The organism is Undibacterium sp. TC4M20W (assembly GCF_049340245.1).
Classification (GTDB): Bacteria; Pseudomonadota; Gammaproteobacteria; order Burkholderiales; family Burkholderiaceae_D; genus Undibacterium.
Genome location: NZ_JBMPPI010000058.1, coordinates 1 through 6,548, shown reverse-complemented (window position 1 = coordinate 6,548; position 6,548 = coordinate 1). Strand labels below are relative to the sequence as shown.

Annotated in this window: 6 protein-coding genes; 1 reads left to right on the top strand and 5 read right to left on the bottom strand. The window is 45.6% G+C overall.

Features of this window, described 5'->3' with window-relative positions; all coding sequences use genetic code 11:
• Window positions 1–272 (top strand): hypothetical protein (locus ACO0LL_RS30225; RefSeq protein ID WP_422954524.1); only part of this gene is annotated, 272 nt, incomplete at its 5' end.
• Between the two features lie 185 nt (window positions 273–457).
• Here ACO0LL_RS30225 and ACO0LL_RS30220 read toward each other — a convergent pair.
• The 5 genes from ACO0LL_RS30220 to ACO0LL_RS30200 all read right to left on the bottom strand — a co-directional run bounded on the left by ACO0LL_RS30220 (window position 458) and on the right by ACO0LL_RS30200 (window position 6,394).
• Window positions 458–1,984 (bottom strand): hypothetical protein, encoded by a 1,527-nt coding sequence (locus ACO0LL_RS30220; protein ID WP_422954523.1) that lies wholly within the window; start codon window positions 1,982–1,984, stop codon window positions 458–460.
• A 152-nt stretch (window positions 1,985–2,136) separates the two neighbouring features.
• Complete coding sequence (locus ACO0LL_RS30215; RefSeq protein WP_422954522.1) at window positions 2,137–2,427, bottom strand: hypothetical protein; 291 nt, start codon at window positions 2,425–2,427, stop codon at window positions 2,137–2,139.
• Window positions 2,428–2,462: 35 nt separating this feature from the next.
• Window positions 2,463–3,128, bottom strand: a complete 666-nt coding sequence (locus tag ACO0LL_RS30210) for a PD-(D/E)XK motif protein (protein ID WP_422954521.1) — start codon at window positions 3,126–3,128, stop codon at window positions 2,463–2,465.
• A 2-nt stretch (window positions 3,129–3,130) separates the two neighbouring features.
• Window positions 3,131–5,398, bottom strand: a complete 2,268-nt coding sequence (locus ACO0LL_RS30205) for a Z1 domain-containing protein (protein WP_422954520.1) — start codon at window positions 5,396–5,398, stop codon at window positions 3,131–3,133.
• Between the two features lie 3 nt (window positions 5,399–5,401).
• Entirely contained in the window at window positions 5,402–6,394 is a 993-nt protein-coding gene (locus tag ACO0LL_RS30200) for a hypothetical protein (protein WP_422954519.1), read from the bottom strand.
• Window positions 6,395–6,548 lie beyond the last annotated feature (154 nt).

Below are 6,548 nucleotides of genomic sequence, written 5' to 3'. Positions count from 1 at the left end.
TCCCAGTGTCATCCCTTGCGCCAAAACAAGCTTTACGGCTTCTTCTCGCAATTCCGGTGTGTATGTCTTTTTCTGTTTCATTATTTCTCCTGATCGTTTATTTTAACAAACAAGAGTGTCCGAAAAAATCAGGGTACCTCAAAACTCACGGCATTGGATTTGCGTTAGATTTCTGTGCTTTGCTATTTGGTAGCCGTCTCAATATTTATCGCAGATCAAACCGAGCGCATAGGAAGTATCTCTATGATTTACCCCCTTGCGCAAAGTTCTAAATATTTGTTTATTACCTAACCGCCTGAACATGTTTTGTGTAATAAGCTGGATCTATAGTTACTAAGCGACTGTAATTGTGGGGGGCAGCACTCCAGAGTCCTACCTGATCTGTCAGTTTGCATCAGTTCGATTTGAGCTAGTAAAATAAATTAGTGTCTTGTGTGGTTCGAAATGTTTCTCGCGCTTACAAGAACTCTATCCTGGTGCCAGATCTGATCATATCTTTGTGATGAGGAATCAATCTCTTAGGCCATCCCCTCACAACAATGTGCGGCACTGTTTTTGGAACCATTCCCAAGAGATTGTCCAATAGCATCACGTCAGAATCGCTGATCGCTCCACCTTCAACATTGATCCAAAGTGTTTCACATGCTTCAAACTGTGAGAAGTTAATGCCAACAGGGGCCGCGGAAAATGTATTTCTCATAGCGAAAAAATATGTACGCATCTCCTCCGTTGTCAGAGACATTGTGCAGTAAAAATTTTTGCGAAGATCAGCATTAAGTTTAGTAAATTTGAATACTAGTTGATTTCTATTTTCTGTGTATCGCCATCCAACGTTAACTATTCCCTCTGTGGATCCGTATTTGCTAACGAAGGCAGAAAATTCACGCTTTCCTCCACCTGCCGCTGCTAATAAGGGATATTGTTCGAAAGGGTTAAAGGAGGATCCACCATATTCAAAAATAAGTCCGTCCGCATCCGCTCGGAAAGCAACCTCGTCCGCCTTTGCATGCTTTGCGGCATTTTCTGCATGCTCCTTCAAAACTCCGAATAAATGATCGTGAAATTCGTCGTCATAAATGCTACTCAAAGAAAGATTTGTCACAAATTTCCGTATTTGATGTGCATATTGTGAACTAGGCACAACGTGGACACGTTCGTAAGGAGTTTGGATAGAGTCAATGAGGAAGGTCGATAGTTCATCCGAGATTGTCAGACTATTTTGGTTCACGTATTCTTGAATCAGACATATTGTTGCTTTCGCTGCTGCGGATGCAGAAAACGCTTGTGCATTACTTGTGCCAACGGTTCCTGTGCCGAAGTCGCTCGGAGATTTCACAATTAACCAAGGAATTTCCTGCTGGACACATTGGGAAGCAACAAAATGTCCCTCCATATCTCCTGCAATTGCGTCCTGTTCGCTGTCAAATAACTGTCGAGAAAACTGGGCACCACTCGCAAAAACTTCGCCGCTGAAGATTAAGCCGTGTTGAAGCTGCAATTTGGAATTAGGCGTTCCAATAGCGTCCTTAAATGGCGTTTTCACCGAATTGATTAATTTTATAACTTCCTCATTTGTGGTCGAAGACACGAGCCTTGGCAAAGTACGAAAAACGATGCCCTGGTCCTTCCCTTCCATATCTGTCATTGATAGCAATTCGTTAGTTACGATTACATCATGAAGATTCACACGCCCGCTACAACCGTAAGAGAAACCAGTCAAAAGAACCAGTTTAGGAGCAAAATTTTGAAGAACTGCCGGAAGTAGCATTCCAACAGAATTTGGCTTAAATCCTCCGCGTTCAGCGTTCAATATAACAATTGGGTATCCGTTTAAAACTCCAGTCTTCACTCTGTTTGAAAATTCAGGCAGAGACTTAAGGCTGGTATTCTGCTCCTTAAGCTGCGTTTCTAATGCATTTTTTTCGATACTATTTGAAGTGATAATTAGGATGTTATTTCCGCGGATTTCAGTAGCATTAGACATTTCCCCTCCAATCCAATAGATTTATGGTTATTGCAAATATGCGGGCATTCCATGTGCATGAAGTTCAGAATCTTCATGCAAGGACAAATAGAGCTCTCGATCACACTTGGCACTTATTCGCACCTGTTTAATGCGCGAATCTCTGAAAATATTTATTCGAGATTCGAATCTTGCGCAACACGAAAAATCGCTTTTAAGTTGGACAATGGTATTCCTTCGATTGAACTACGGACGGCGGAAAGATCAACCGTGAAACGCACTGCAGAGATCCGCGAGTCGTTCGTTTGCTCTACTTTTGGCACATCGAACATATCGTATACGACAAGATTGCGCTCAGCAAAAGACAGATCAAATTTCCTATCGAGATTGTCAGAAAAATCTTTACCCAATGCCTTTGTAACACCCTTCCACAATTTTGTTTTTAAGTGAGGTGCGGTCTTCAAGTATGCCTCAATCTCCGTTGCCAACTCAAGAATACTCACCCCCCCGTGAGCGACTGCAACATCAGCGATACAACGTAGCCCTGACCTTCAATCGGTACACTTAACTGCTCCAATGCGAATTCATGCACTCTTATACCGCGCATGGTAAATTTGACCTCGACGCAGACCGATTCCCAAGAGAAATCAAAGCGATCAAATGTGTCGTCGTGCCACACGTCCAATGCTTGGGCTGGATTACTACTTTTCGCTATAACCCAGAGTTCCGCCCAAAGTCCTGATACTTCGCGAGTTGATGGTTCCGACAGAGTTCGAAAGAGATCCAGTAACGTGTGAACGCAAAGTTCTAGCTCTTTGGTCCCTCTTTGGGGAGGCAGATTCTCCACTGCGGCGCCAACGCAACGAATAAACAATTCATGGAGTTCAGGTGAAGTGGGGTCGCAAGCAATCATCGCAAATTGATCATCAATTACGATGTCATCGGTTTGTACCCGACATGTTGCATGAAACTCTGCTGACATATGTCGCAACTTCCGTCCAACAACGTATTGAATCGGACTGGCGTCGTGAAGCAAGAAGACTGGCCCGCCATCGGTGTCTTTTGCTAGGAAGTCCCGACGATCCTGCGAGAGAGGAATCGCAGTAAATTCAGCAACTGCTTCCGCGCTAGGAAGCGCGATGAACCGTTGATGCAGGCCGAGCATTCCTAACTCCGATCTTGAATAACAAGCCCTTTGTTCAGCTTCTTTGGCACATTCAATGCGTACCATGTCACATTGCGCACATCGGCGGTATCTTTACCACGCGCCGTTTTGCCAAGATCAAATGCTCTCAACTGTAGCGACACCCGCTCATTTGAACAAAAGTCGCGATCGTTTACTGAGCCAGCGCTTTGGCTGAAATATTGATTGATCGGTGCAGACGGATGTCCGGCCGGCCATCCACGGCCAGCATCACGTGTTCGATATCCCGCAATAAGATTATTCATCAGGAATACATCCGCTTTTAGATTTGGATCATTACGCATCAACTCGGTGAGCGCAATAAGCATTGCACTGTGTTCCTCTGCATCAACCGGGTCCTTGACTTGAATCTTTAGGAAAAAATCTTCCAACAGCGCCAGTAGAGGAACCGACTCGATAATAAAATTGGGTGAATCACCTTTCGCCGGTTTGAACTGTTGAAAAATTGCCGCATTCACCGGCGTCCCATATTTTGCACTCCACGCATTCTTGACTTCAATCAGTAATGCTTGGTTAGCAATTACGGCCGCGTTGTCCCTCTGCAATGCACCGGGTACCATCCATCCATCAACCAAGATGCGCCGAACACCGAGGCCGACGACATTAGGTCGAGTAGGTCGAAGCATGGTAGTTAGCAAAAAGTCTCGCCTCCAATCCCTAAGCGGTTTTCCACGCGCTGCTTCCAGTTCCTTGCGAATAAAATTTTCATGCTCAACATATTCGGTAAATGCGGAAATGACATTGCTTTGCACAAAAACTCGGCATAGACCAAGGTAATTTTTCTTGTACCCAAAGAAACGTGCACGCTGTTGAAGCGTATCGGCTGCCGGCGATTTTCCTAGCGGCCTTGGCATATATGTGGAACAGAGTCCTTCCACTGTGTATCCACGATCAAGTTTATTGCCACCTACGAGTATCCAATATGGCGTTTGCCTCCAGTCAATGTTCTTTTCGGCATCTGCCGTCGAGTTGACTTCAACACAATTTAATTCACTAAAAACATCTTCGACCATTGCATCTATTAGTTCCGCCAATGGCTTGACGGACGGGAATGTGATGGCGAGCGAATCATATTCAACCTGAAAACGTCTTGCTACCGCGTCAGGATCTACCTTGCTCTGTTTCTCCACAAACGATATAAGTGTCTTCAGTGATTTATCCATCCACTGCTTGTAAATCCGGTGTGATGTCGTCTGCATCGCAGGATGAACCATCATTGATCGATTTCTATCTTTTCCCTTAATTCTTGTGATTGAATGATGAGCCGCAGCTAATAAAAAATATCGGAGAGCGCTAAGCAGACTCTTCGGCGATGCTGACAACGTGTTTGACGCACTTGGTACTTCATTCGGCGGTATCTCGACGACGAACTTGTGAGGCTTCTTGAAAAATGCCTGCCCGCCAGTGTATGCGCCACCAGGTGTCACGAGTTCCGCAAACGATGGGTTCAGCAAATCTGTCTGAGCAAGCAGCAAGTTTGCCTGAGGAGTCGCAGTGTATTGGAGGTAGGAATGATGCGGGACGGCATCACGGACCGCACAAATTCGGTCATAAATAGTGCTCGACTCATCTGGCATTGACGATGCCTTAGCCAAATTTTTGGATGCCTTTGTATTGAGGCTCGCCTGATCGCCTTCGTCGTCAATAATAAGTACGGGAACACCAGCAAGAGAAAGTTTTCTTAAAACTTCCGTCACTAGCTTGTCCAGGTGGTCTTTCTGCTTCAGTACCGTAATTAGTACAGCCCGTCTCTTAATTTGATCCTTACGCCATGCAGACAGTTTGTTCTCAATTTGACTCAACGCTGGCTTGGCTGGATTGGCATAGTGATGCCAGACCTCTCCGTCGTCAATTCCGAGATCCTTTTTCAGTCGCTTCTCGGATTGATCTTTGAGGTTATTCTTGGTGCCAGCAAGAACGATAACAATACCGTAGCCGTTGTCTCGCGCAAGCGAAATGACCGTCTCAAATGACATCGTCTTACCACTTTGCACGTAGCCAACTACCAATCCCGTTTCGTGGGCATCCGAATCATTTGGAGGTAAGCACCGCCCAAGAATTCGTTGTGCCTCCAAGAGAACGCAATCATCACCTTGGGTGAGATCCTGATAACTCGGTCCGTTTGGGTCGGATGCTTTCCGTTTTAGAAATTCATCGGTGAAATCTTTGGCGACTGGAACCCACCGAAGTGGAGGCTGAACTCTATTGAGAATTTTGACAGACGTTGCCATTTTTTAGGTAGCGCGTGCGAGCGCCCCCCTTAGTAAGTGATTGAAGTGATATAGAACCGTCTGTGGCGGTTCGCCCGTAAGGTCTTCTGATAACACCAAGGAAATGCAAACTGCTGATGCAACACGAAGGAATAGCTCGATGTTTTCGTTGCATGCACCAATGTATTTCGTGGAGAAGGGGTGAGCAAGTGACAAATCGATAGTGAGCCGGCGCGTTTTTGAATTATCGGAATCAAGTGGCGATTCTTTTTTGCCAACCGAAATCCAATGTTCTACTGATGGGTCAATTGATGTGCGAAGCGTGATAATCCATTCATAGGCACCGTCATTAATCTCAATAATTCTTTCCGATGCTTGCAATGGATTGCTGATCATCTCCGACGGAAGCATTTCTGGTTCCGCTGGATTCAATCTCGCATCAACAAGCAGCGGTGCAATTGTTGTTACCAAATGGGTTGCAACGGCGGTTGTCGCCGCAACCGCCTGAGTTTGAATACCACGTTTAGTTGGTAGCGATCTAAAGTTCTCCGCTTGCGCAATTAAATTAAGACCGCCACTTTCAATCGCATCCTTGAGGAGATCAAGGAATTCATCCTCATATTCCTCCCATCGAAATCCATCCTTGGTGTGGCTAACGTCGAATCCTTCGATGTGCAACTCGCCAAATATGCGCTGGAAGGGATAGCTATTTGCATGTTTGAAAACTTGGTGCGGACGGTAGGTATCATCATGACTACCTTCAATCAATCTCCCGCGTCGAAACAATGCGAAACCAGCAAGCGATGTGGACGCCTTCTCACGAATGGCGGCAAATCCGGTAACCCGCTGCCCTTGTCCAAAATCAAGATCTATAGACTTCGTCCATTCTACAGGCACAACACCAGTTCCGACTGCCGGCACTCCCTCTTCGACATAATGGACTGCGGTAAGAACTTTTGGCAATTGGTGCACAAGTACTTCACCGTTGAAGCGAAGCGTCAATAGGCCATTACGCATGAACACTCTGTATATACTGGCTAAGTGTGAGGTGTACTGTCAATAACGGACACTCATGTTTCAAGCTGCCTGCGATTGTTGATTGAAATTATTTGCAAACAAAGCAGGTGGAATATAGCCGAGGCGTGAGTGACGACGCTGGCGATTATAAAAG